This is a genomic window from Pseudomonas sp. LBUM1645, from assembly GCF_059716185.1.
Genome location: NZ_CP166811.1, coordinates 6591376 through 6616070 on the forward strand (window position 1 = coordinate 6591376; position 24695 = coordinate 6616070).

Here is a 24695-nt window from a genome sequence, read left to right on the forward strand (position 1 = left end):
TCTCACACCGACGCACTCATGCCCACCAACGCCGCGAGGCTTTGACGCTGCGTTTTCGCCGTTTTTTTGCGGATCAGAGGGTCAAAGGGGGCTGAAAAAAGCTGTAAACGACGTCACCGACACTGGATGCGACCATCCCTGTACTGGTTACGACGCACCCTGTAGGCGTCAGATTTTCACTGGTACATGATCGTATCGACTCGATTGCAAGGCGCCGTGGTAGAGATGTCTCCAAAACGCCATCCAACCGCAACCTATAAGTGCGGTGGTCCAGTCGGAACACTGCCAAAAAAAACACCAAGGAGTCCATCCATGAAAGGTTCCCCGTCGTTGTTGTTGGCCGCAATGCTGAGTTTGCCGTTACTGGCTCAAGCTGCAGAACCCGCTCAGTGCAGCACCGTAAACTTCTCCGATGTCGGCTGGACTGACATTACCGTCACCACCGCCACCACCAGCGTCGTTCTCGATGCGCTCGGCTACAAGACCAAAACCACGATGATTTCCGTTCCAGTGACCTACAAGTCCCTGGCCGACGGCAAGAACATGGACGTATTCCTGGGTAACTGGATGCCAACCATGGAAAACGACATCAAGGCCTACCGCGATGCCGGCACCGTGGACACCCTGCGCGCCAACCTGGAAAACGCAAAATACACACTCGCCGTGCCCGAAGAGTTGTATAACAAAGGTCTGAAAGATTTCGCCGACATCGCCAAGTTCAAGAAAGAACTCGACGGCAAGATCTACGGTATCGAACCAGGCAACGACGGCAACCGCCTGATCCAGAGCATGATCGACAAGAACGCCTTCGGCTTGAAAGACGCCGGCTTCAAGGTGGTCGAGTCCAGCGAGGCAGGCATGCTCTCGCAAGTCGATCGCGCCCAGCGCCGCAACACCGCCGTGGTGTTCCTGGGCTGGGAACCACACCCGATGAACACGCGTTTCAAGATGAAGTACCTGACCGGCGGCGACGACTATTTCGGCCCGAACTTCGGTCAGGCAACCATCTACACCAACACCCGCAAGGGCTATGCGCAGGAATGCAGCAACGTCGGTCAGCTGCTGAAAAACCTGCAGTTCACGCTGAACATGGAAAGCACCCTGATGGGCAACGTCCTGGACGACAAAATGAAGCCTGACGCGGCCGCCAAGGCCTGGCTGAAAAAGAATCCACAGGTCCTCGATACCTGGCTCGCTGGCGTGACCACCATTGACGGTAAACCAGGCCTGGAGGCCGTGAAAGCCAAGCTCGCGCAGTAATCGCTTACGCCGGGCGAGTTCGCTCGCCCGGGCTGTTTATTTCCTTGCATGCGGACGTTCACTACCATGCTGATTGATCAGAAAATACCTTTAGGCCAGTACATCGCGGGCTTCGTTGAATGGTTGACGCAAAACGGCGCCAGCACCTTCGACGCAATCGCCGTGTCACTGGAAACGATGATCCACGGCGTGACTTTTGCGCTGACCTGGTTCAACCCGCTGGCATTGATCGGCCTCATCGCGCTACTGGCACACTTCATTCAACGAAAGTGGGGCCTGACCGTTTTTGTCATCGCCTCCTTCCTGCTGATCCTCAATCTGGGGTACTGGCAGGAAACCATGGAAACCCTTGCCCAGGTTTTGTTCGCCACCCTGGTCTGCGTGGTCATCGGCGTGCCGTTGGGCATTGTCGCCGCGCATAAACCGATGTTTTACACACTGATGCGTCCGGTGCTCGATCTGATGCAGACCGTGCCGACCTTCGTGTACCTCATTCCTACCCTGACCCTCTTCGGTCTGGGTGTGGTCCCGGGTCTGATTTCTACGGTGGTGTTCGCGATTGCCGCACCTATCCGCCTGACTTACCTGGGTATTCGCGATGTTCCCGCAGAACTGATGGACGCCGGCAAAGCCTTCGGCTGCTCGCGCCGCCAACTGCTCGCACGCATCGAACTGCCTTACGCCATGCCAAGCATCGCAGCCGGTATCACCCAGTGCATCATGCTGTCGCTGTCGATGGTGGTGATCGCGGCACTGGTGGGCGCCGACGGCCTGGGCAAACCCGTGGTCAACGCACTGAACACTGCTGATATCGCCCTGGGCTTCGAAGCCGGCCTGGCGATCGTATTGCTGGCGATCATGCTCGACCGTATTTGCAAACAACCCGACGCTAAAGTAGGGGGTGACGCATGAGCATTATTCGCTTCGAAGACGTCGACGTAATCTTCTCCAAAGACCCGCGCGAGGCCTTGAAACTCCTCGATCAGGGCATGACACGCGACCAGATCCTGAAAAAGACCGGGCAGATTGTTGGCGTTGAAAAGGCCAGCCTGGACGTCGAAAAGGGTGAAATCTGCGTACTGATGGGCCTGTCCGGCTCCGGCAAGTCCAGCTTGCTGCGCTGCATCAACGGCCTCAACACTGTCAGTCGCGGCAAGTTGTTCGTCGAGCACGAAGGCAAGCAGATCGACATCGCTTCCTGCACCCCGGCGGAACTGAAAATGATGCGCACCAAGCGCATTGCGATGGTGTTCCAGAAGTTCGCCCTGATGCCTTGGCTGACCGTTCGCGAGAACATCAGCTTCGGTCTGGAAATGCAGGGCCGTCCGGAGAAGGAACGGAAAAAACTGGTCGATGAAAAACTTGAGCTGGTGGGCCTGACCCAGTGGCGCAACAAGAAGCCGGACGAACTCTCCGGTGGTATGCAGCAACGTGTGGGCCTGGCCCGCGCGCTGGCGATGGATGCCGATATCCTGCTGATGGACGAACCGTTCTCGGCCCTTGACCCGCTGATCCGCCAGGGTCTGCAAGACGAACTGCTGGAACTGCAAAGCAAGCTGAACAAAACCATCGTGTTCGTGAGCCACGACCTCGATGAAGCCCTGAAGCTCGGCAGCCGTATCGCAATCATGAAAGACGGTCGTATTGTTCAGTACAGCGTGCCGGAAGAGATCGTGTTGAACCCTGCGGACGATTACGTGCGGACCTTCGTGGCCCACACCAACCCGCTGAACGTACTGTGCGGTCGCAGCCTGATGCGCACCCTCGACAACTGCAAACGCATCAACGGTTCGGTGTGCCTGGATCCGGGCGGCGATTCGTGGCTGGACCTGGCGGAAGGCAACACCATCAAGGGCGCTCGTCAGAACGGCGCGAGCCTGGATCTGCAGAACTGGGTGCCGGGGCAAGCGGTTGAAGGGTTGGGTCGTCGGCCAACGGTAGTGGATTCGAACATCGGCATGCGCGAAGCGCTGCAGATTCGTTATCAGACGGGTAATAAGCTGGTGCTGCACGACAACAACAAAGTTGTCGGGATTCTGGGTGACAGCGAGCTGTATCACGCACTGCTCGGCAAGAACCTGGGGTAAGGCAACACACACAAAAACGCCGCGAGAGGATCGCGGCGTTTTTGTTAGTGCAGATATCAGGCTTGGAATGCTGATAACTGTGGCGAGGGAGCTTGCTCCCGCTTGAGTGCGCAGCACTCACAAATTCTTGGGGTCGCTTCGCAACCCAGCGGGAGCAAGCTCCCTCGCCACAACAGCTTTACCGCATCACTTCTGATCTCAGCTATAAACCCGGCCAAGGAGCTGCCGATGGCTTTCAAACTGATCGAGCACGTCACGGGTGATCTGATCCTGAGTGAAGCCCATCAAGTCGTAGTCCTGGCTGCCGTTGTGCAAGTACACCTCGGCGCGGTAGTAACGTGCACGCGGTTCATCAGCACTTTCAGCCGAAACCGTGTCGCTCGCCGCCGCCAGATAGCCGTCCAGGCTTACTTCGTAGACAAAAGGGTTGCCCTCTTCCATCTCGATCCGCAGGCCCATGCAGCGTTTCGATTTGCCCAGCAACGTCTGCACATCCAGACCCTGAGCGCGCAATTGCACAGCCGCATCTTCCAGCGCCGGGCTGACTTGCTTGTCCATGAAACGCTGAACAATCGACTGATTCGGCTGCAAGTCCAGCTGCGTCAAACGCTCGCTGAAACCACGACGACCACGCGCTGCGAGCTCCGCTTGCTCCTGTTCGATCTGCACGTCCTGGCGCATCGCCTTGTGCAGGCCAAACATGAAGAACACCAGCACCACCGAGAACGGCAGACCGGCCAGCACCACCATGGTTTGCATGGCTTCGAAGTTACCGGCGAACAGCAGGCCGATGGTCACCAGCGTGATCACCGCCGACCAGAAGATCCGCAGCCAGTGCGGGGCGTCTTCGTCGACGTTGCCGCCCTTGCACGAAAGGTTCGCCATCATCACCGCGCCGGAATCCGCCGGGGTCAGGAACAGCACGAAACCGACAAAGATCGACACACCGATCACGATTTTCGACGCTGGGTAATGCTCCAGCAACTGGTAGATCGCCATCGACGGCTGTTCCAGCGCCGTCTTGCCGAGTTCCACCGCCCCGTGGTTCATCACCAGGTCCAGGGCCGAGTTACCGAAGATCGACAGCCACGCCAAGGTGAAACCCAGCGGAATCAGCAGCACGCCGGCCACCAGTTCACGCACCGTGCGACCACGGGAAATACGCGCGATGAACATGCCGACGAATGGGGCCCAGGAAATCCACCAGGCCCAGTAGAACAGGGTCCACAGGCCCAACCAGCGGTCGGACTTCTCGCTGTCGCCTTCGTACACATAGAGGTCGAAGGTCTTCAGCACCACACCGTTCAGGTAGTCGCCGATGTTTTGCACGAAGCCGTTGAGCAGGTGCAGGGTCGGACCGAACAACAGCACGAAAATCAGCAGGCCGCTGAACAGCACGATGTTCAGGTTGGACAGACGGCGGATACCGTTTTCCACGCCGGACACGGCAGCGATGGTCGCCACGGTGCTCATCACGATGATCACGATCAACAGGTTGGTGTTGCTGTGTTCCATGCCGAACAGGTTTTCAAGGCCCGACGACACTTGCAGCGAACCAATCCCCAGGTTCGTCACCAGACCCAGCAGGGTCACGAACATGCCGAAGCCGTCCACCGCATGACCGGCGGCGCCTTTGACCCAACGCTCGCCGACCAGCGGATACAGCGCCGAACGCAACGCCAGCGGCTGGTTATGACGGTAAGCAAAGTAAGCAACGGCCAGACCGACCAATGCGTAGATCGCCCAGCCATGCAGGCCCCAGTGCAGGAACGTCAGCTGAACCGCCTGACGTGCAGCGAGGTTGCTGCCGGCAACGCCTTCCGGCGGATTGAAGTAGTGGTCCAGCGGCTCGGAAGCACCGAAGTACAGCAAGGAGATGCCGATACCCGACGAGAACAGCATCCCCGCCCAAGCGCCGTAGCTGAAGTCCGGGGTGTCGTCCTTGCTGCCCAGCTTGAGCTTGCCGTAGGACGAAAACGCCAGGCCGACCACGAAGACCAGGTAAGCGGCGATCACCACCATGTAGTACCAGCCGAAGCTGCGGGACAACCAGGCCTGGGCAATACCGAGCAATCTGCCAGCCTCTTGCGGGGCGATGATCAGAATGGCGGTCAACAACAGGATCAACGCGGTAGAGGTGTAGAACACCCAACCGTTGACCGTCACCTTCTCGGGTGGGGTCTTTATAAGAGAGGCAGAACTCATGGCACAGATGCTCCAGGCAGTGCGAGAGAAGAACACAAGGCAACGCGGTACCCGACTAATCGGTTAGTTGGCAGCCGACCGGCGGGTGATATAAAGACACCCCGAAAAAAGCCCGAAGCCCGGGAGCGCCAGTGCGCGTGGGTTTCGAGCGTTTTTGGATGTCGTTTTTCCGCCAACTACATGTAGGAAAAACCTGTAGGCAGCGACGAATTGTCGCAGATCTTATTCTTTGTTGATTGAACGTTCAATCAAAACAAAATAGACTGGCCTTCAATCCGATAGACGTTTCACGTCCGCCGGAAGGCCTAAGGAGATGTGCAAGATGCCCAAGGTCGGTATGCAACCCATCCGCCGTCAGCAGTTGATCGAAGCCACATTGCAGGCGGTAGATCAGGTCGGAATGGGGGACGCCAGCATTGCGCTGATCGCCCGTTTGGCCGGTGTCTCGAATGGCATCATCAGTCATTACTTTCAGGACAAGAACGGCCTGATCGCTGCCACGGCGCAGTATCTGATGAGTGTCCTCAGCGAGAACGTCACCGCGCGCCGTCAGGCGCTGGAGGACAGCAGCCCGCGGGCTCACCTCCAGGTGATTATCGAAGGCAACTTCGACGCCAGCCAGGTCAATGGCCCGGCAATGAAAACCTGGCTGGCCTTCTGGGCCACCAGCATGCACCACCCGTCTTTGCACAGGTTGCAGCGGATCAACGATCACCGTCTGTATTCCAACCTGTGCTGCCAGTTCCGCCGTGTATTGCCGCTCGATGACGCGCGCAGTGCAGCCCGAGGCCTGGCAGCCCTCATTGACGGTTTGTGGTTGCGCGGCGCGCTGTCGGGAGATGCTTTCGACACCGAGCAAGCGCACCAGATCGCTTACGAATACATGGATTTCCAACTGGCCAAGCAGGTGAGTTAGAGCACACAGAACCGCTCAACACCTGAACTGCCACTGACCAGCGTTGCCCAAGCTATAAGGCACGCCCAGTGGTTACCGCCAACCAACTTATGCTCTTGCGAGGACTATATGGCCCGTTTCGAACTGCAAAAACTCTACATCGATGGCGGCTACTCCGACGCCAGCAGCGACGCCACCTTCGAAGCCATCAACCCGGCTAACGGTGAAGTCCTCGCAACCGTACAACGTGCGACCAAGGAAGACGTTGAGCGCGCTGTGGTCAGCGCCGAAAAGGGCCAGAAAATCTGGGCTGCGATGACCGCCATGGAGCGTTCGCGCATCCTGCGTCGTGCCGTCGACATCCTGCGCGAGCGCAACGATGAATTGGCCGCTCTGGAAACCCTGGACACCGGCAAGTCGTTCTCCGAAACCAAGTACGTCGACATCGTCACCGGCGCTGACGTGCTGGAGTACTACGCAGGTCTGGTGCCGGCCATCGAAGGCGAGCAGATCCCGCTGCGCACCACTTCATTCGTCTACACCCGTCGCGAGCCGCTGGGCGTCGTGGCCGGTATCGGCGCGTGGAACTACCCGATCCAGATCGCCCTGTGGAAATCCGCTCCAGCCCTGGCGGCCGGTAACGCGATGATCTTCAAGCCAAGCGAAGTCACTTCCCTGACCACGCTGAAACTGGCCGAGATCTACACCGAAGCCGGCGTTCCGGCTGGCGTGTTCAACGTGCTGACCGGCAGCGGCCGTGAAGTCGGCACCTGGTTGACCGAGCACCCACGCATCGAAAAAATCTCCTTCACCGGTGGCACCGACACCGGCAAGAAGGTCATGGCCAGCGCTTCCGCTTCGTCGCTGAAAGACGTGACCATGGAACTGGGCGGCAAATCCCCGCTGATCATTTTCGACGACGCCGACCTCGATCGCGCTGCCGACACCGCCATGATGGCCAACTTCTACAGCTCCGGTCAGGTCTGCACCAACGGCACTCGCGTGTTCGTACCGACTCACCTGAAAGCTGCTTTCGAAGCCAAGATCGCTGAGCGCGTTGCTCGCATCCGCATCGGCAACCCGGAAGACGAAAACACCAACTTCGGCCCGCTGGTCAGCTTCGCCCACATGGAAAGCGTGCTGGGTTACATCGCCAAAGGTAAGGAAGAAGGCGCTCGCGTCCTGTGCGGCGGTACTCGCCTGACCGACGGCGACTTCGCCAAAGGCGCATTCGTGGCACCGACCGTGTTCACCGACTGCACCGACGAGATGACCATCGTTCGCGAAGAAATCTTCGGCCCGGTCATGGCGATCCTGACTTACGAAACCGAAGAAGAAGTGATCCGTCGCGCCAATGACACCGACTTCGGCCTGGCCGCTGGCGTTGTCACCAAAGACCTGAACCGCGCTCACCGCGTGATTCATCAACTGGAAGCCGGTATCTGCTGGATCAACGCCTGGGGCGAATCCGACGCCAAGATGCCTGTTGGCGGCTACAAGCAGTCGGGCGTGGGCCGTGAGAACGGCATCAGCTCGCTGAACAACTTCACACGCATCAAATCGGTACAGGTCGAACTGGGCGATTACGCCTCGGTTTTCTGATCTGACGCGGAACCTGAGGCTGGGGCCTTTTGTGGCGAGGGAGCTTGCTCCCGCTGGGCTGCGAAGCGGCCCCAACTTCAGACTCCGCGCTCATTCAGACAGAACACGGTCGCTGACTTTGCGACTGCTGCGCAGCCGAGCGGGAGCAAGCTCCCTCGCCACAATCAAGTGGTGCATCGGCGATCGCGACCTGACCAAACATTAAGAGGGTGCATTCAATGTCCCAAGAATTCGATTACATCATCATCGGTGCCGGCTCGGCCGGTAACACCCTGGCGACCCGTCTGACTGAAGACGAAGGCGTCACCGTCCTGCTGCTCGAAGCAGGCGGCCCGGACTACCGTTTAGACTTCCGCACGCAAATGCCGGCTGCTTTGGCGTTCCCGCTGCAAGGTCGTCGCTACAACTGGGGCTACGAAACCGATCCAGAGCCACACATGGACGGTCGCCGGATGGAATGCGGTCGCGGCAAGGGCCTGGGTGGTTCTTCGCTGATCAACGGCATGTGCTACATCCGCGGCAACGCGATGGACTACGACAATTGGGCCAAACTGCCAGGTCTGGAAGACTGGGATTACCTGAACTGCCTGCCGTATTTCCGCAAGGCTGAAACCCGCGACATCGGCCCGAACGACTATCACGGTGGCGAAGGTCCGGTCAGCGTGACCACGCCAAAAGCCGGCAATAACCCGCTGTTCAACGCGATGGTTGAAGCCGGCGTGCAAGCCGGTTACCCGCGCACCGAAGACCTGAACGGTTACCAGCAAGAAGGCTTCGGCCCGATGGACCGCACCGTGACGCCGAACGGCCGTCGCGCCAGCACCGCTCGCGGTTACCTGGACATCGCCAAGAAGCGCTCGACCCTGACCATCGTTACCCACGCCCTGACCGACAAGATCCTGTTCGAAGGCAAGCGTGCGGTCGGCGTGCGTTACCTGATCGGCTCCACTGAAGAGCGCGTTGAAGCCCGCGCTCGCAAAGAAGTGCTGCTGTGCTCCGGCGCCATCGCTTCGCCGCAGATCCTGCAACGTTCCGGCGTCGGCCCGGCCGAGCTGCTGAAAAAACTCGACATTCCGGTGGTCCACGACCTGCCGGGCGTGGGTGAAAACCTGCAGGATCACCTCGAGTTGTACCTGCAATACGCGTGCACCCAACCGGTCTCGCTGTACCCGTCGCTGCTCTGGTACAACCAGCCGGCCATCGGTGCCGAGTGGCTGTTCAACGGCACCGGCATCGGCGCCAGCAACCAGTTCGAAGCCGGCGGTTTCATTCGTACCCGTCCGGAATTCGATTGGCCGAACATTCAGTACCACTTCCTGCCGGTCGCGATTAACTACAACGGCAGCAACGGTGTGAAAGAGCACGGTTTCCAGGCGCACATGGGCTCCATGCGTTCGCCGAGCCGTGGTCGCGTTCAGGCCAAGTCGAAGGATCCGCGCGAGTACCCGAGCATCCTGTTCAACTACATGGCTACCGAGCAGGACTGGCAGGAATTCCGTGACGGCATCCGCCTGACCCGTGAAATCATGCAACAGCCTGCACTGGACGCTTTCCGTGGCCGCGAAATCAGCCCGGGCATCGACGTGCAAACTGATGAGCAGCTCGACCAGTTCATCCGCGAACACGCCGAAACCGCGTTCCACCCGTCCTGCTCGTGCAAGATGGGCACCGACGAAATGGCAGTAGTTGACGCTGAAGGTCGAGTGCACGGCATGCAGAGCCTGCGTGTGGTCGATGCCTCGATCATGCCGATCATCACCACCGGCAACCTGAACGCACCAACGATCATGATCGCCGAGAAAATCGCCGACAAGATTCGTGGTCGCAAGTCGTTGCCGCGTAGCAAGGCTGCCTATTTCGTGGCCGGCGATGCGCCGGTGCGTGGCAAGCCGTTGCGGGATGTGAGCCTTACTGCCCAGTAAGTCGTAACACCGAGGCGCGCCCATCGCGAGCAAGCTCGGCTCCTACGGTTCGAGGTTGAATCACATTTTTGTGATCATCCCCAATCCCGTAGGAGCCGAGCTTGCTCGCGATGAGGCCCGACCAAACAACACCTCTCCCCCTGACCCACCTCGGGTAATCCTTTCCTACACCGATCCAAGCTTGATCCTACCCCCCACGCAGGCCTAATCTAGCGCCACGCAAACGTTTCACCCCCTCGCAACATCGATACACCGCCACTCCATACCAAGGAGGTTCCCGAATGTTCGATTTCCACCCCCAGCTCAAGCAGCGCTTCGCTGCCTTGCGCACGGGCGCTGAATTCTTTTCGCTGCGTTATGTGCGCGAGTCCGGCCAGTACCTGTCGGTGCGCAAGAATGTCGCTGAACCTCCCAGCCTGAGCCGTGACGAAGGCGCGATGCTGACCGTTCGGGTCAACGGTGTCGAAGCCTACGCCGCGACTAACGACCTGTCGCAATCCGGCCTGCAAGCTGCGCTGGAGCGAGCCGAGCAGCAAGCCCGCCGGCTCAAGCCCCACGCCCTGCTCGACCTACGCGAGCAAGCCGTCTCCAGCGACCGCGCCGACTACTTTTCGCCGAACCTCGACCAGCCCTTCCCGTCCCTGAGCGACTGCTACCAATTGCTCGGCGCCGAATCCGCGTCCGTGCCCAAGGACGAGCGACTGGTGAACTGGCAGGTGAGCATCGGCATCACCAATGTCGAGCAGATCTACCTCAACAGCGCCGGCGCCGAACTGCGCCAGGCCCAGCGTTTCGTCTACCCGAGCGTGGACGTCACCGCCTACGACGGCAATGACAGCCAGACTCGCACCCTGGGTCGCGAAAATTTCGGCCAACAAGGCGGCTTTGATGTGATCAGCCGCTGCGGCCTGGTCGGTGCCGGCCCGAAAGTCGCCGATCAGGCGCTGCAATTGCTGCTGGCGCCGAACACCCCGCAAGGCCCGCGCGACCTGCTGTTGATGCCGGACCAAATGATGCTGCAGATCCACGAATCCATCGGTCACCCGTTGGAGCTGGATCGCATCCTCGGCGACGAGCGCAATTACGCCGGCACCAGCTTCGTCAAGGCAGAAGACTTCGGCAGCCTGCAATACGGCTCCAAACTGCTCAACGTGACCTTCGACCCGGACATTCCCGAACAACTCGCCAGCTACGGGCATGACGACGACGGCACCGCCGCGAGCAAACAGTTTCTGATCAAAGAAGGTTTGCTGCTGCGTCCACTGGGCGGTGCACTGTCGCAATTCCGTTCCGGCATGGACGGCGTAGCCAACAGCCGCGCCTGCGGCTGGAACCGTCCGCCGATCGACCGCATGGCCAACCTGAACATCGAGCCCGGCGATCAACCGCTGGAGCAACTGATCGGCAACATCGAGCACGGCATCATGATGTCGACCAACCGCTCGTGGTCCATCGACGATGCGCGCAACAAATTCCAGTTCGGCTGCGAATGGGCTCAGTTGATCGAAAACGGCGAACTCAAAGGCGTAGTGAAGAACCCCAACTACCGGGCGATTTCCGCGCAGTTCTGGAAAAGCCTCAGCGCCGTCGGCGATGCGAACACCGTCAAGGTCCTGGGCACACCGAACTGCGGCAAGGGCGAACCGAACCAGGTGATCCGCGTCGGCCATGCCTCGCCGGCCTGTGTGTTCAGCAATGTGGATGTGTTTGGGGGGGATGCCTGATGAGTACTTCAAAAAGTCAGGCCGATGCGTTCAAGGCCTTGGTCAACTGGCTGCGCGATGCGATTCGCGAGCCGGAGCAATTCACTCTGAGTTACGCCGCCGAATCCTCGGCCTTCGTGCGCTTCAACCACGCCAAGGTGCGTCAGGCGGGGCAGGTGCAGCAGGCGAGCGTCGGTTTCAAGCTGATCAACGACGGTCGGCACGCCGACCTGAACATCACGCTTTCCGGTGATGCGGAAGTCGACGTTCAGCGTCTGGCCGAAGGTCTGCAACAGTTGCGCGAAACCTTGCCGCTGCTGCCGCAGGATCCGTACCTGCTGCTCAACTACAACGGCTGGCAGAGCAAGAACGTTCAGGCGCATCCGCTACCGGACACCGAGCAAGTGGTCGCTGAAATCACCCAGGCGGCCGAAGGGCTGGATCTGGTCGGTTTCTACGCCGCCGGCCCGATCAGTCGCGGTTTCGCCAGTTCTTCGGGTGCGTTCGGCTGGCATCAGGCCAACAGCTTCAACTTCGATTTCAGCCTGTTCCATGACAACGGCCAGGCGGTGAAAGCCAGCTACGCCGGGCACGACTGGAACAGCGAAGGGTTTGCCAAGCGCTTTGCGCAGGCACGCGAGCAGTTGGCGTTTCTCGGCAGACCGCAACACACCCTGGCGCCGGGTCAGTACCGCGCCTATCTGGCGCCGGCAGCCCTGGGAGAAATCATGGACATGCTGGGCTGGGGCGGTTTCTCGGCGCAGTCGATTGCCAGCAAAAACAGTCCGCTGCAGAAACTTTACGCGGGCGACAGTGCGCTCAGCCCGTTGGTGTCGGTCGATGAAAAGGTCAGCGGCTCGTTGAGCCCGGCATTCTCCGGCGAAGGTTATCCGCGCAGCGATATTGGCTTGATCGTCGAAGGCAAGGCCGGCGCGCAGATGGTCAGTTCACGCAGTGCGGCCGAGTACGGCCTGACCGCCAACGGCGCCAGCGGTGGTGAAATGCCAAGCGCAGTGAACATGGCCGCCGGCACGTTGCCTGACGCAGAGATTCTCAAGCAGTTGGGCACTGGCTTGTACATCAGCAACCTGTGGTACCTGAACTACTCGGATCAGCCGGCGGCACGCCTGACCGGCATGACGCGGTTTGCGACCTTCTGGGTCGAGAACGGCGAGATTCAGGCGCCGGTGAGTACGATGCGGTTTGATGACAGTGCCTACAGTTTGTTGGGGTTGCAGCTGGAAGCGTTGACCGAGGAGCGCGAGCTGATGTTGTCGGCCAGCACCTACAGCCAGCGGGCCACGGCCTCGGCATTGTTGCCGGGTGCGCTGATCAGCAAACTCACGTTAACGCTGTAAACATCTTTGTAGCAGCTGGCGAAGCCTGCGTTCGAGGACGCAGTCCTCGCCAGTTCAGCAAACTCGGTGTTACAGACGGAACGCGGTTGCCGGTTTGCGAGGACTTCGTCCTCGAACGCAGGCTTCGCCAGCTGCTACAGGGTTTCATCGATTTGCGGACTGCTTCATCTCACACCCACAAGAGGTCCCATGCCCAACCGCCCGCCTCTCGACGCTGTCACCGCCCGTTGGGTGCCGTGGGTCGTCGCCATCGCTTTCTTCATGCAATCCCTCGACGGGACCATCCTCAACACCGCCCTGCCCGCCATGGCCCGCGACTTGGCCGAAGACCCCTTGCGCATGCAAGGCGTGATCATCGCCTACATGCTCACCGTCGCCTTGCTGATCCCCGCCTCGGGCTGGATTGCCGACCGTTTCGGTACCAAGAAAATCTTCTTCGGCGCGATCCTGCTGTTCAGCCTCGGCTCGTTGCTCTGTGCACTGTCGAGCACCCTGAGCATGCTGATTGGCGCGCGGGTGATTCAAGGCCTGGGCGGTGCGCTGATGTTGCCTGTCGGGCGACTCGTGGTACTCAGAGCCTACCCGCGCTCGGAGCTGGTGCGGATCATGGGGTTTATCACCATCCCCGGATTGCTCGGCCCGTTGATCGGCCCGACCATGGGCGGCTGGATGGTGGAATACCTGACCTGGCACTGGATCTTCCTGATCAACCTGCCGGTGGGCGCAGTCGGTTGCTACGCCGTGTGGAAATTCATCCCCGACCTGCGCGGCACCGAACGCACCCGCTTCGATAGCCTGGGCTTTTTGCTGTTTGGTGCGGCGATGGTGCTGATCACCATCGCCATGGAAGGCCTCGGCGAACTGCACCTGCCGCACTTGCGCGTGATGTTGCTGCTGTTCGCCGGCATGGCCTGTCTGGCGGCGTATTGGTTGCGGGCCGGGCACATCGAAAATCCGCTCTTCGCACCGTCGTTGTTCAAGACCCGGACGTTTGCCGTGGGCATCCTCGGCAACCTCTTCGCCCGACTGGGCAGCGGCGCCCTGCCATTCCTCGTGCCGTTGCTGCTGCAGGTGGCGCTGGGTTACTCGCCGTCCCAGGCCGGGATGAGCATGCTGCCGCTGGCGGCGGCAGCGATGGTCGCCAAGTCGGTGGCGCGACCGCTGATCGAACGCTTGGGCTATCGCATAGTGCTGACCGGCAACACGTTGGCGCTGGGGTTGATGCTGGCGAGCATGGGGCTGGTCAGTGAGCAGACGCCGTACTGGCTGCTGTTGGTGATGCTATCGATTCTGGGGGCGATCAACTCCTTGCAGTTCACCGCAATGAACACAGTAACCCTGATCGACCTCGACGACGCCAGCGCCAGTAGCGGCAATAGCTTGCTGTCGGTGGTCGCGCAATTGTCCCTGAGCCTGGGTGTTGCCTGCGCCGGCGCCTTGCTCGGCGGCTTCACGGCGGAGATCGGCAACGACGGCGTGGACACGGTTCTGGGCGCGTTCCAGCTGACCTTTGTGACAGTCGGAATCATGGCGATGCTGGCCGCGACGATCTTCTCCCAGCTCTCAAAGGAAGACGGACGGCGCGTCAAGCGTCCGGAAGAGCACATAGAGCCTTAGGGCGAATGGCCACCGGACTGGTACACTGCGCGACATTTTGTTTTGCAGGCCAGTCCCGTGACCACCATCGCCACCGCTTTTAATACTTTGCCGCTGTCCGCCGCCATGCTGGCTAACCTCGACTCCCTCGGTTATGCCCAGATGACGCCGATCCAGGCGCAAAGCTTGCCGGTGATCCTCAAGGGGATGGACCTGATCGCACAGGCCAAGACCGGCAGCGGCAAGACCGCCGCCTTCGGTATCGGCCTGCTGAACCCGATCAATCCGCGCTTCTTCGGTTGCCAGGCGCTGGTCATCTGCCCGACTCGCGAACTGGCTGACCAGGTCGCCAAGGAAATCCGTCGCCTGGCCCGTTCCGAAGACAACATCAAGGTCCTGACCCTGTGTGGCGGCGTGTCCTTCGGCCCGCAGATCGGCTCTCTGGAGCATGGCGCGCACATCATCGTCGGCACCCCGGGCCGCCTTCAGCAGCATTTGCGCAAAGGTTCGCTGGTGCTTCATGGCCTGAACACGCTGATCCTCGACGAAGCCGACCGCATGCTCGACATGGGCTTCTACGACTCCATCGAAGAAATCATTGCCCAGACCCCAGAGCGTCGCCAGACCCTGCTGTTCTCCGCCACGTACCCGACGGGTATCAAGCAGTTGGCGGCGAAATTCATGCGCACCCCTCAGATCGTGAAGGCCGAGGCGTTCCACGACGACACGCAGATCGAGCAGCGTTTCTACGAGATTTCCCCGGAAGAGCGCATGGACGCCGTGGTCAAAGTCCTCGCGCATCATCGTCCGGCATCCTGTGTGGCCTTCTGCTTCACCAAGCAGCAGGTTCAGGAAACCGTCGATCACCTGAGCTCCAAAGGCATCTCCGCCGTCGGCCTGCACGGCGATCTGGAACAGCGTGACCGCGACCAGGTACTGGCCATGTTCGCCAACCGCAGTACTTCGGTACTGGTTGCCACCGACGTCGCCGCGCGCGGTCTGGACATCGATGCGCTGGACATGGTGATCAACGTCGAACTGGCCCGTGATTCGGAAATCCACATCCACCGTGTTGGCCGTACAGGCCGCGCCGGTGAGAAAGGGATTGCGATCAGCCTGGTCGCACCGTCCGAAGCCCACCGCGCCCAAGCCATCGAGCTACTGCAGAAGTCGCCGTTGAGCTGGGATCAGCTGGATAACCTCAAATCCCAGGGCGGCGCACCGCTGCTGCCGGTGATGAGCACGCTGGTCATCGGCGCTGGCCGTAAAGACAAGGTTCGTCCGGGCGACATTCTTGGCGCATTGACTGGCGATGCGGGCATTCCGGGCGCTCAGGTCGGCAAGATCGCGATTTTCGACTTCCAGGCCTATGTGGCTGTTGAACGCGGAATCGCCAAGCAAGCCTTGCAGCGCCTGAATGACGGCAAGATCAAAGGCCGTTCGCTGCGCGTTCGTATCTTGTAAGAACAGCGCACTTCCCTGTGGGAGCGAGCTTGCTCGCGATGAGGCCAGCACATTCAACATCAATGTTGTCTGTAAGTCCGCCATCGCGAGCAAGCTCGCTCCCACATTTGTTTTGTGGTGACACATCAAGAGGACACCGTTTTGCGCTCTACCGAAGTCGTGATCATTGGCGCTGGCGCCGCAGGTTTGATGTGTGCGCTGACCGCCGCCGGGCGCGGGCGCAAGGTGATGTTGCTCGACCATGCCAACAAGGCCGGCAAGAAAATCCTGATGTCGGGCGGTGGCCGCTGCAATTTCACCAACATGCATACCGAACCGAGCAATTTCCTCTCGCAGAACGAGCATTTCTGCAAATCCGCCCTGGCCCGCTACACCCAGTGGGATTTCATCGGCATGGTCGCCAAACACGGCGTGCCATACCACGAGAAGAAACTCGGCCAGCTGTTCTGCGATAACAAATCCAGCGACATCCTTGAGATGCTGCTCAACGAGTGCGATCAGGTCGGCGTCAGCCTGCACCTGGACACCTCGATCCAGACCATCGAAAAACTCGAAAGCGGTTACCTGCTGGACACCACGCTCGGGCAACTGACCTGCGAATCGCTGGTCATCGCCACTGGCGGTTTGTCGATCCCGACGCTGGGTGCGACCGGTTTCGGTTATCAAGTGGCCAAGCAGTTCGGCCACGACTTGCTGCCGACCCGCGCAGGTTTGGTGCCGTTCACCATCACCGATCAGCTCAAAGAGCTTTGCACCGAACTGTCCGGTACGTCGGTGGATTGCCTAGTGAGCTGCAATGAGCAGAGTTTCCGCGAGAACATCCTGTTTACCCACCGCGGCCTCAGTGGTCCGGCGATTTTGCAGATCTCTTCATTCTGGGAATCCGGCGATACGGTTGAGATCAATCTGATGCCGGACCACGACGTGCCGAGCTGGCTGCAACAGCAGCAAGCCGAACGTCCGAACAGCGAGCTGAAAACCCTGCTGGGGGAAATCTTCACCAAGAAGATGGCCAACCTGCTGGCGGATAACTGGTTCGTCTCCAAACCGATGAAGCAGTACACCCACGCCGAAATCGCCGACATAGCCGAAAAACTGGCGAGCTGGAAAGTGGTTCCGGCCGGAACCGAAGGTTATCGCACCGCTGAAGTGACATTGGGTGGCGTCGATACCAACGAGGTGTCGTCCAAGACCATGGAATCACTGAAAAGCCCGGGGCTGTACTTCATCGGTGAAGTGCTCGACGTGACCGGACATCTGGGTGGTTTCAACTTCCAGTGGGCCTGGGCCTCGGGTTACGCCGCCGCGCAGTACGTCTGACCAGCATCAATATGGGATGGGGCTTTTGTGGCGAGGGGATTTATCCCCGTCGGGCTGCGAAGCGGCCCCAAATTGGCAAACGCGTTACGTCAGGCAGACCTCGCTCGCAGATTTACGACTGCTTCGCAGCCGAACGGGGATGAATCCCCTCGCCACAGGTTCAATGCAGACCTGATACCTCCACCAGGAAGGAACAGATTTTGCTGTCAGATGTGATCGGCGCCATTGCGCCGGCGTCATTACTGGCTCAATTTAGCGTCATTGCCTCGGAAGGCCCTCGCACTTCATGTCATCGACCCCCTTTAGTCAGTCTCTGCGTCGCCTCTGGGCGCTGGATAAATTCAGTTACAGCGTTCGGGTATTCATCGCCCTGACCGGCAGCATGGCGCTGTGTTGGTACAAGGATGAAATGGGGCTGCTGATCCCGCTGTTCCTCGGGATCATCGCCAGCGCCCTGGCCGAGACCGACGACAGTTGGCAAGGCCGCCTTAACGCACTGGCCGTGACGCTGGTGTGCTTCAGCGTCGCCGCCCTCTCCGTCGAACTACTCTTCCCCTACCCCATCGTTTTTGTCATCGCCCTGGCACTGGCCAGTTTCGGCCTGACCATGCTCGGCGCCTTGGGTGAACGCTACGGCGCGATTGCCTCGGCGACGTTGATCCTATCGGTCTACACCATGATCGGTGTGGACCAGCGCGGCGGTGCAGTCACCGATTTCTGGCACGAGCCGGTGCTGCTGGTGGCCGGTGCGGCCTGGTACGGTTTGCTTTCGGTGCTGTGGCAGGCGATGTTTTCCAATCAGCCGGTGCAGCAAAGCCTGGCGCGATTGTTCCGCGAGTTGGGTTACTACCTGAAGCTGAAATCGTCGCTGTTCGAGCCGATCCGGCAGATGGACGTGGAAGCGCGTCGACTGGAACTGGCGCAGCAAAACGGCCGTGTCGTGGCCGCACTGAACGCCGCCAAGGAAATCATCTTGCACCGGGTCGGCAACGGTCGCCCGGGCTCGAAACTCAGCCGTTACCTGAAGCTGTACTTCCTCGCTCAGGACATCCACGAGCGCGCCAGTTCCTCACACTACCCTTACAACGCCCTCGCCGATGCCTTCTTTCACAGCGACGTGATGTTCCGCTGCCAGCGCTTGCTGCGCCAGCAAGGCAAGGCCTGCCGGGCGCTGGCCGAGTCGATCCAGATGCGCCAGCCGTTCATCTATGACGCGAGCTTCGCCGAAGCCCTGAGCGACCTGCACGCCTCCCTCGAACACTTGCGCATTCAGAGTAACCCGGCGTGGCGCGGACTGTTGCGGTCGTTGCGAGCACTGGCGGCCAACCTCGGCACGCTCGATCGTTTGCTCAGCGATGCCAGCAACCCCGACGCCCTGGCCGACGCCACCGACAGCAGCCTGCTCGACCGTTCGCCACGTAGCCTCAAGGATGTGTGGATTCGGTTACGCACGCAGCTGACACCGACGTCGTTGCTGTTCCGTCATGCACTGCGTTTGCCCTTGGCCTTGAGTATCGGCTACGGGATGGTGCATTTGATCCACCCGTCCCAGGGTTACTGGATCATCCTCACCACGCTGTTTGTCTGCCAACCGAACTACGGCGCCACCCGCCGCAAACTCGGCCAGCGGATCATCGGCACCGCCATCGGCCTGACCGTGGCCTGGGCGCTGTTCGATCTGTTTCCGAATCCTTTGGTCCAGTCGTGCTTCGCTATCGCCGCCGGGGTGGTGTTCTTTATCCACCGCACCACCCGCTACACCTTGGCGACGGCCGCGATCACCTTGATGGTGCTCTTCTGCTTCAACCAGGTCGGGGATGGTTACGGGCTGTTCCTGCCGCGGTTGTTCGATACCTTGCTGGGCAGCCTGATCGCCGGGCTGGCGGTGTTCCTGTTCCTGCCGGACTGGCAGGGCCGACGCCTGAACAAAGTGCTGGCCAACACCCTGACCTGCAACAGCATTTACCTGCGCCAGATCATGCAGCAATACGCCGCCGGCAAAAGCGACGACCTGGCGTATCGCCTGGCCCGACGCAATGCGCACAACGCCGACGCGGCACTGTCGACGACGCTCGCCAACATGCTGATGGAACCGGGGCATTTCCGTAAGGAGGCGGATGTCGGGTTCCGCTTCCTGGTGCTGTCGCACACCTTGCTCAGTTATTTGTCCGGACTGGGCGCACACCGGGAAACCCAGCTACCGTCCGACGTGCGCGAGCATTTGATCGACGGTGCCGGCGTGAAACTGGCCGCCAGCATCGATGAGATTGCCCAAGGGTTGGCGAGCAAACTGCCGATTGCGATTCAGAGCGATGAGGAAGAGGCACTGGCCAATACGCTTGAACAGATGCCGGACGAAATCGACGAAGGCCAACGGCTGGTGCAGACACAGTTGGCGTTGATCTGCCGTCAGCTTGGGCCATTGCGGACGCTGGCAGCGCACCTCATCAAGGAAACGAGTGAGGATTGAGATCTGCGGTGGCTGGGCCGGACTCATCGCGAGCAAGCTCAGTGGATCTGCAGTGGATACAGATTTTGTGTACGACAGAGATCTAATGTGGGAGCGAGCTTGCTCGCGATGAGGCCATCAACCTCACCTTACAGTCCGTGCTGTTTTATCAACCGCTGATAACTGCCATCCACTTTCATCGCCGCGATCTCGCGGTCGAAACCGGCGACGATCTGTTCATGCCTGGGGTTCTTCAGGCTGACCAGGATGTGCAGGCTGTTCTCGCTCAATGGCTTGGGCAAAAACTCCACGGCATTGCGCACCTTGGTTGATTCTCGGGCCAAGTAGTAACGCGCGACGTATTCGTCTTCCAGCGTCAATTTGACCCGATCGGCGGCGACCATGCGCACCGCCATGGAAAAGCTGTGCACCGGGACTTTCTGCAGCGATACGTCGTCATCGAACTCTGGCGAATAGGCGTAACCGCGCACCACCGCTATCGGGTAGGTATGCAGTTGTTGCAGGTTGTTGTATTCGATCGGTGTGTCTTTGCGCTTGAGAAAGCGCACCCGGTTGAGCAGGTATTCGCCGGAAAACTGGCCAAATTTCGTACGATCGTCGGTGTACCAGGCGTTGACCAACACGTCGTATCGACCCTCGCCAACCCCCAGCAAGGCCCGCGCCCAAGGCACTTGTTCAAAGTCACTGGCATAACCGGCCCGGGCCAGCGCTGTGCTGACGATGTCCGTGGCCAACCCGCCGTTGACCAGCGTTGCGTCGGTAAAGGGTGGCCAGGCATCGGCTACCAATCGCAGCTTTTCCGCTGCCGCGCTATGAGTCAGCAACAGCAATCCAATCAAAGCAAAGGCTCGATGCAATCGCGGCATGCTAGAAAATCCTTAGCGGGCGGGACGCCCGACGTGTTTTCAGCCAAAACTCCAAGGCCCCCGTACTGCCAAACCCAGGAACTAACATTAGCTCATCGAAGCCACTGCACAGCGCTTCATCTCAGATTACACAAACAAGACAAGGCCGCGCGAAATGAATGATGGCATTTTGGCCTTTGTCACAGATTTCTCTGTCATAAAGACATCTTTCGCCTGGGCGCTTAGTATCGGAGCGACGATGTTCAAGGAGTGTGATGATGACAATCGATTGGGTCTGCAAACACCACAGCGATCTGGGCAAAGAGCAGCTGTATGCCATTCTGCAGCTACGTGCAGAGGTGTTTGTCGTTGAGCAGAAATGCGTCTATCAGGACGTCGATGGTCAGGATCTGGAAGGTGACACCTGCCATTTAATGGCTTGGGACGGGGATCGGCTGGTGGCGTACCTGCGGTTGCTCGACCCGGAGTTACAGGGTGGCGACGTGGTCATCGGGCGAGTGATCATTGCCCCTCAAGCGCGCGGTACAGGGCTTGGGCATGAGTTGATGGCGCAGGCGTTGAAGCAGGCTGAAAAGCGCTGGCCTGAAGTACCGATCTATCTCTCGGCCCAAGCGCATTTGCAGGGGTATTACGGGCGGTACGGGTTTGTGGTGGCGGGCGAGGAGTTTCTCGAGGATGACATTCCGCATATCGGGATGCGCCGTTCCTGAGGGCCCTATCGCGAGCAAGCTCGCTCCCACATGATCTGTGGCGTACACAAATCCAATGTGGGAGCGAGCTTGCTCGCGATGACGTCAGCTCAGTCAGCGCAGGAACTAGGGATACTCAAGCACCGCTTTGATCTGCCGAAGGTTGCGCTCGATCCACCCCCGATCTATCGCCCCCCACTCGCGAATCCGATAGCGCCCGGCATGATTGCGCGCACCTTCTTCCTGCTGGAACTCGCAAACAATGTCCAGATCTGCCAATGCCGCGATGGTGTCCTGCGCCGTGCGCCGGGGCATGCCGGTCACTTCGGTCAGCGCCGGGACGCTACTGGCCAACCCGCTATCAATCAGGTACGCCACGTACAACCGACGATAGAAGCTGCTCTTGGTCTTGCTTACGTCCATCCATGCGCTCCGTATTAATTAGAAGATCAAAAGATCGCAGCCTTCGGCAGCTCCTACATATCCCGCCATGTCAGGTACACCCGCACATCGAACTCCACCTGGTGATACCCCGGCAACATGTGTTCGCAAAGCTTGTAGAACGCCTTGTTGTGATCCGACTCTTTGAAGTGCGCCAGTTCATGCACCACGATCATTTTCAGAAACTCGGCAGGTGCTTCCTTGAACAATGAAGCAACACGAATTTCTTTCTTGGCCTTGAGCTTGCCACCCTGCACACGGGATATCGCAGTGTGCAATCCGAGGGCGCGGTGGGTCAGGTCCAGGCGGTTGTCGAACAACACCTTATCGATGGCCGGGGCGTTACGCAGGTATTCCTGCTTGAGGTCCAGCGTATAGGTGTACAACGCCTTGTCGCTCTGTACCCGGTGTTTTTCCGGGTAACGCTGGCTCAGGTAGTCGCCCAGCCGACCATCGGCGATCAGCTGGCGCACTTGATCCTGCAGTGCTGCAGGATAGGCCTGGAGGTATTTCAACGCGGTCATTGGGGCGGCAACACGATTCACCAAAAGGTCGCCAGTGTAGCGAATTCAGCCGGTCAGCGTGTTCCAGTCGAACGGATGTACAAAGTCGCCGACGTCCTCGGCCATCATCGGCCGTGCAACCAGAAACCCTTGCACGTACTCGCAACCATTGGCTTGCAGCCACCGATATTGCGCAATGGTTTCCACCCCTTCGGCAATCACCAGCATCCCGTACTCCTTGCACAGTTCGATCACATTGCGCACCAGCGCCGCATCGCGTGAGGACTCCAGAAGCCGGGCAATCAAATGCCGGTCGAACTTGAGCGTGTCCAACTCCAGATCACGCAGATGAGACAGCGAACACAGCCCGGAACCAAAGTCATCCAGGGCCACGCGCACACCCAGGTTACGCAGCAGGCGCAGCTGTTTGCGGGTTTCCTCGGGGTTTTGCATCAAGGCCTCTTCAGTGACCTCGACTTCCAGATGGCGCGCCTGCAAACCATGGCGCTCCAGTACCTGACGCAACTCAGTGACCAGATTGGGCATGCCGAACTGCGTACTGCTCAAACTGACGCCCAGCACCAGGTCGTCGGCAAACAAGGTTTCCCAGGCTTTTCGCTGGGTCGCCCCTTGTTGATAGATCCAGCTGCCCAGGCGACTGATCAACCGCGCCTCTTCCAGCAATGGCAAAAACAGCCCCGGTGGTACATCGCCGACGCTCGGGTGCTGCCAGCGGATCAGCGCTTCGAACCCGCGAATCTGCCCACTGGCAACGGCCACCTGAGGTTGATACACCAAATTGAAATCACGGTTCTCGATCGCCGCGCGCACACTTTCTTCGAGCATCAGCCGCGAGCGCGCCCGGCCGTTCATTTCGTGATCGTAATAACGATATTGCTGACGGCCGGCGCGCTTGGCTTCGTACATGGCGATGTCAGATGCGCGCAACAAACCATCAAGATTGGAACCGCAATCCGGGTACGTCGCAATGCCGATGCTGGCGCCCAACGCGATATCCAGACCATCGATCTGCTGACAGATCGACACCCGCTCAATCAGCTTCTCGGCAATCTTTGCCGCTTGCTCGGGGAATTCCAGATCCAGCAAAGCGGTGAACTCATCACCGCCCATACGCGCCAGAATGTCGAAGGGCCGCAGACAGGCCTTCAACTGCTCGGACACCCACCGCAGCACCCGGTCGCCGGCATCGTGACCGAGGGAATCGTTGACCCGTTTAAAGCCGTCGAGGTCCAGATACAGCAGCACCCAAGCACTGTCGGAGCGGTCGCCACGCAGCAGCAGATTTTCCGCCGTCTGGTAAAAACCGCGACGATTGAGCAGCCCGGTCAATGGGTCAGTGACGGCCTGGAACTCCAGTTGTTGATGCAGATGGCGCACCACCGACATGTCCAGCACCGTCACCACCATCGCATGTTGTTCACTGGGCAACGGTGCGCAGGACAGAGCCACGGGCACCTGTTGACCGGGGGCCGTACGCAGCAATGCATCATGCAGGCGCAGGGTTTCGCCGCGCTTGTAACCGGCGAACAACTCGGAGTCGGCCCAGATCGGGATGTGCGGCTTTTGCATGAAATCCAAAAACTCTTTGCCTTGCAGGTCTTGCACCGTGGCATTGAGCAGCCGCGACATCGCCGGATTGGCAAAGCGGATCAGACCGTCCTCACCGACCACCAGGATGCCTTCGGCGGCATTGTCGAGCACCGAGGCATTAAACGCGCGCGCAACCTCCAGATCGTGGCTCAGGCGCTGTAACGCACGGCGATTGCGCTGATGCTCGAGCAGCGCCTGGACTTTGGGCTTGAGAATTTGTGGGTCGAACGGTTTGAACAGGTAATCCACCGCACCACTGGCATAGCCCTTGATCACGGCGTCCTGGGACTGTTCGTTGGCGGTAAGGAAAATGATCGGCGTGTGGCGGGTTCGCTGGCTCCCGCGCATCAGGCGTGCCACTTCAAAACCGTCCATGCCCGGCATCTGCACATCCAGCAGCACCAGGTCGACATCGTGTTCGAGTAACAGACTGAGCGCCTCGAAGCCCGAGGCGGCGGTCATGACCTGCCAGTCCTGGCGCTGCAACAACGCGCGCATGCTGATCAGGTTTTCAGGATAATCATCGACGATTAAAAGAATTGAGTTGCCTTCAGCTGGCGTGGGTTGCGCGCATTCCATGCTGCTTCTCTTATGCGGGACGTCAGGCCGGTTTCTCGTGAAAACCGGACAAATACCAAGCCTTCACTCTAGACCGGGTTCTGCAAAAGCAGAAGCTATCAGTACGCCATCATTTAACCAAAGA

The 24695-nt window shown here is 59.6% G+C and carries 18 protein-coding genes; 13 read left to right on the forward strand and 5 right to left on the reverse strand.

Translation table 11 applies throughout. From position 1 onward, the window contains the following. The first annotated feature begins 312 nt into the window (after positions 1–312). The 3 genes from ACA079_RS30055 (at position 313) to choV (ending at position 3347) form a co-directional block, all read left to right on the forward strand. The gene (locus ACA079_RS30055) at positions 313–1260 is read left to right on the forward strand and encodes a choline ABC transporter substrate-binding protein (protein ID WP_046045294.1); all 948 of its coding nucleotides are present in this window, start codon (positions 313–315) and stop codon (positions 1258–1260) included. A gap of 66 nt (positions 1261–1326) precedes the next feature. Continuing rightward, on the forward strand, positions 1327–2172 hold the full coding sequence (choW, locus tag ACA079_RS30060; RefSeq protein ID WP_497631911.1) for a choline ABC transporter permease subunit: 846 nt from the start codon (positions 1327–1329) through the stop codon (positions 2170–2172). After that, positions 2169–3347, forward strand: a complete 1179-nt coding sequence (choV, locus tag ACA079_RS30065) for a choline ABC transporter ATP-binding protein (protein ID WP_497631912.1) — start codon at positions 2169–2171, stop codon at positions 3345–3347. The genes choW and choV overlap by 4 nt, the downstream gene beginning before the upstream one ends. 198 nt (positions 3348–3545) lie before the next feature. Here choV and ACA079_RS30070 read toward each other — a convergent pair whose 3' ends face one another. Further along, positions 3546–5495, reverse strand: a complete 1950-nt coding sequence (locus tag ACA079_RS30070) for a BCCT family transporter (RefSeq protein ID WP_497704397.1) — start codon at positions 5493–5495, stop codon at positions 3546–3548. A 379-nt stretch (positions 5496–5874) separates the two neighbouring features. Between ACA079_RS30070 and betI the strand changes: the two genes are divergently transcribed. From betI to yccS, 9 genes are all read left to right on the forward strand, one after another. Then, positions 5875–6468, forward strand: coding sequence for a transcriptional regulator BetI (gene betI / locus ACA079_RS30075; protein WP_008151939.1), 594 nt, complete (start codon positions 5875–5877; stop codon positions 6466–6468). Between the two features lie 108 nt (positions 6469–6576). After that, positions 6577–8049, forward strand: coding sequence for a betaine-aldehyde dehydrogenase (gene betB, locus ACA079_RS30080; protein ID WP_497701888.1), 1473 nt, complete (start codon positions 6577–6579; stop codon positions 8047–8049). A gap of 218 nt (positions 8050–8267) precedes the next feature. After that, on the forward strand, positions 8268–9971 hold the full coding sequence (gene betA / locus ACA079_RS30085; RefSeq protein ID WP_497701889.1) for a choline dehydrogenase: 1704 nt from the start codon (positions 8268–8270) through the stop codon (positions 9969–9971). Between the two features lie 281 nt (positions 9972–10252). Then, on the forward strand, positions 10253–11695 hold the full coding sequence (locus ACA079_RS30090; RefSeq protein WP_497701890.1) for a TldD/PmbA family protein: 1443 nt from the start codon (positions 10253–10255) through the stop codon (positions 11693–11695). Beyond that, positions 11695–13032 carry a TldD/PmbA family protein gene (locus ACA079_RS30095; RefSeq protein ID WP_497701891.1) on the forward strand — a complete coding sequence of 446 codons (1338 nt, stop codon included), beginning with the start codon at positions 11695–11697 and terminating at the stop codon, positions 13030–13032. Before ACA079_RS30090 ends, ACA079_RS30095 begins: the two co-directional genes overlap by 1 nt. Positions 13033–13221: 189 nt before the next feature. After that, complete coding sequence (gene mdtD, locus ACA079_RS30100; protein WP_497701892.1) at positions 13222–14649, forward strand: multidrug transporter subunit MdtD; 1428 nt, start codon at positions 13222–13224, stop codon at positions 14647–14649. 105 nt (positions 14650–14754) lie between these two features. Continuing rightward, complete coding sequence (gene dbpA, locus ACA079_RS30105; protein ID WP_415773860.1) at positions 14755–16092, forward strand: ATP-dependent RNA helicase DbpA; 1338 nt, start codon at positions 14755–14757, stop codon at positions 16090–16092. Between the two features lie 141 nt (positions 16093–16233). Continuing rightward, complete coding sequence (locus ACA079_RS30110) at positions 16234–17412, forward strand: BaiN/RdsA family NAD(P)/FAD-dependent oxidoreductase (RefSeq protein WP_497701893.1); 1179 nt, start codon at positions 16234–16236, stop codon at positions 17410–17412. Between the two features lie 286 nt (positions 17413–17698). Further along, positions 17699–19882, forward strand: a complete 2184-nt coding sequence (gene yccS / locus ACA079_RS30115) for a YccS family putative transporter (protein ID WP_497701894.1) — start codon at positions 17699–17701, stop codon at positions 19880–19882. Positions 19883–20010: 128 nt separating this feature from the next. Here yccS and ACA079_RS30120 read toward each other — a convergent pair whose 3' ends face one another. Then, on the reverse strand, positions 20011–20748 hold the full coding sequence (locus ACA079_RS30120) for a substrate-binding periplasmic protein (protein WP_497701895.1): 738 nt from the start codon (positions 20746–20748) through the stop codon (positions 20011–20013). Positions 20749–21005: 257 nt separating this feature from the next. On the opposite strand from ACA079_RS30120, the gene ACA079_RS30125 reads away from it, so the two are divergent. Next, the gene (locus tag ACA079_RS30125; RefSeq protein WP_347802058.1) at positions 21006–21458 is read left to right on the forward strand and encodes a GNAT family N-acetyltransferase; all 453 of its coding nucleotides are present in this window, start codon (positions 21006–21008) and stop codon (positions 21456–21458) included. A 105-nt stretch (positions 21459–21563) separates the two neighbouring features. On the opposite strand, the gene ACA079_RS30130 is transcribed toward ACA079_RS30125, so the two are convergent. The 3 genes from ACA079_RS30130 to ACA079_RS30140 are packed head-to-tail and all read right to left on the reverse strand — an operon-like array spanning position 21564 to position 24571. After that, positions 21564–21860, reverse strand: a complete 297-nt coding sequence (locus ACA079_RS30130; protein ID WP_008151963.1) for a winged helix-turn-helix domain-containing protein — start codon at positions 21858–21860, stop codon at positions 21564–21566. 53 nt (positions 21861–21913) lie between these two features. After that, positions 21914–22402 (reverse strand): M48 metallopeptidase family protein, encoded by a 489-nt coding sequence (locus tag ACA079_RS30135; protein WP_497704398.1) that lies wholly within the window; start codon positions 22400–22402, stop codon positions 21914–21916. 45 nt (positions 22403–22447) lie between these two features. Beyond that, positions 22448–24571 (reverse strand): putative bifunctional diguanylate cyclase/phosphodiesterase, encoded by a 2124-nt coding sequence (locus tag ACA079_RS30140; protein ID WP_497701896.1) that lies wholly within the window; start codon positions 24569–24571, stop codon positions 22448–22450. Between the last annotated feature and the right edge of the window lie 124 nt (positions 24572–24695).

Bases quoted from the DNA above. Each gene is read 5' to 3' on its own strand.
- ACA079_RS30120 (WP_497701895.1), bottom strand. From the start codon at position 20,748: ATGCCGCGATTGCATCGAGCCTTTGCTTTGATTGGATTGCTGTTGCTG.
- betA (WP_497701889.1), top strand. From the start codon at position 8,268: ATGTCCCAAGAATTCGATTACATCATCATCGGTGCCGGCTCGGCCGGT.
- ACA079_RS30135 (WP_497704398.1), bottom strand. From the start codon at position 22,402: ATGACCGCGTTGAAATACCTCCAGGCCTATCCTGCAGCACTGCAGGAT.
- ACA079_RS30055 (WP_046045294.1), top strand. From the start codon at position 313: ATGAAAGGTTCCCCGTCGTTGTTGTTGGCCGCAATGCTGAGTTTGCCG.
- ACA079_RS30140 (WP_497701896.1), bottom strand. From the start codon at position 24,571: ATGGAATGCGCGCAACCCACGCCAGCTGAAGGCAACTCAATTCTTTTA.
- betB (WP_497701888.1), top strand. From the start codon at position 6,577: ATGGCCCGTTTCGAACTGCAAAAACTCTACATCGATGGCGGCTACTCC.
- ACA079_RS30130 (WP_008151963.1), bottom strand. From the start codon at position 21,860: ATGGACGTAAGCAAGACCAAGAGCAGCTTCTATCGTCGGTTGTACGTG.
- yccS (WP_497701894.1), top strand. From the start codon at position 17,699: ATGTCATCGACCCCCTTTAGTCAGTCTCTGCGTCGCCTCTGGGCGCTG.
- choV (WP_497631912.1), top strand. From the start codon at position 2,169: ATGAGCATTATTCGCTTCGAAGACGTCGACGTAATCTTCTCCAAAGAC.
- ACA079_RS30125 (WP_347802058.1), top strand. From the start codon at position 21,006: ATGACAATCGATTGGGTCTGCAAACACCACAGCGATCTGGGCAAAGAG.
- mdtD (WP_497701892.1), top strand. From the start codon at position 13,222: ATGCCCAACCGCCCGCCTCTCGACGCTGTCACCGCCCGTTGGGTGCCG.
- betI (WP_008151939.1), top strand. From the start codon at position 5,875: ATGCCCAAGGTCGGTATGCAACCCATCCGCCGTCAGCAGTTGATCGAA.
- dbpA (WP_415773860.1), top strand. From the start codon at position 14,755: ATGCTGGCTAACCTCGACTCCCTCGGTTATGCCCAGATGACGCCGATC.
- ACA079_RS30090 (WP_497701890.1), top strand. From the start codon at position 10,253: ATGTTCGATTTCCACCCCCAGCTCAAGCAGCGCTTCGCTGCCTTGCGC.
- ACA079_RS30095 (WP_497701891.1), top strand. From the start codon at position 11,695: ATGAGTACTTCAAAAAGTCAGGCCGATGCGTTCAAGGCCTTGGTCAAC.
- choW (WP_497631911.1), top strand. From the start codon at position 1,327: ATGCTGATTGATCAGAAAATACCTTTAGGCCAGTACATCGCGGGCTTC.